General features: G+C 48.5%; 2 tRNA genes and 1 rRNA gene. All 3 read left to right on the forward strand.

The window, feature by feature from the left end:
- Positions 1 to 113: ribosomal RNA gene (locus DM995_RS23025) — 16S ribosomal RNA — on the forward strand; the annotation flags it as partial.
- 132 nt (positions 114 to 245) lie between these two features.
- Positions 246 to 319, forward strand: a tRNA-Ile gene (locus tag DM995_RS23030).
- Positions 320 to 407: 88 nt separating this feature from the next.
- A tRNA-Ala gene (locus DM995_RS23035) sits at positions 408 to 480 on the forward strand.
- Positions 481 to 532 lie beyond the last annotated feature (52 nt).

The raw sequence follows: 532 nt of genomic DNA on the forward strand, positions 1-532 counted from the left end.
GAAGTCGTTACCCTAACCGTTAGCGGAGGGGGACGCCGAAGGTAGGACTGGTGACTGGGGTGAAGTCGTAACAAGGTAGCCGTACCGGAAGGTGTGGCTGGATCACCTCCTTTTCAGGGAGACCTACCCACTCAAGTGACCGAGAACAATGAAGATAGAAGTTGTGCAAAGGTAATGAGTTGGTCATCCCAGGTCGGTCGTAGGATAGTAATAAGGCTTTCAAACTATAGAAAGGTTCGTGTGATGGGCTATTAGCTCAGGTGGTTAGAGCGCACCCCTGATAAGGGTGAGGTCCCTGGTTCGAGTCCAGGATGGCCCACCTGAAAACAGTGAACAGTAAACAGTAAACAGTGGTCAGTAAAGAAAAAAACTGATAGCTAGTAACTGGTAACTAAAAACTGAATTATGGGGGTTTAGCTCAGTTGGTAGAGCGCCTGCTTTGCAAGCAGGATGTCAGGAGTTCGAGTCTCCTAACCTCCACCTGTAGAATAGAGAAAGGAAAAGTCTAGCACCTGAAGGTAAAGAATCGGGC

Origin of the sequence: Blastomonas sp. UPD001 (assembly GCF_003426715.1) — a bacterium.
In the GTDB taxonomy this organism is placed as follows: Bacteria; Pseudomonadota; Alphaproteobacteria; order Sphingomonadales; family Sphingomonadaceae; genus Blastomonas.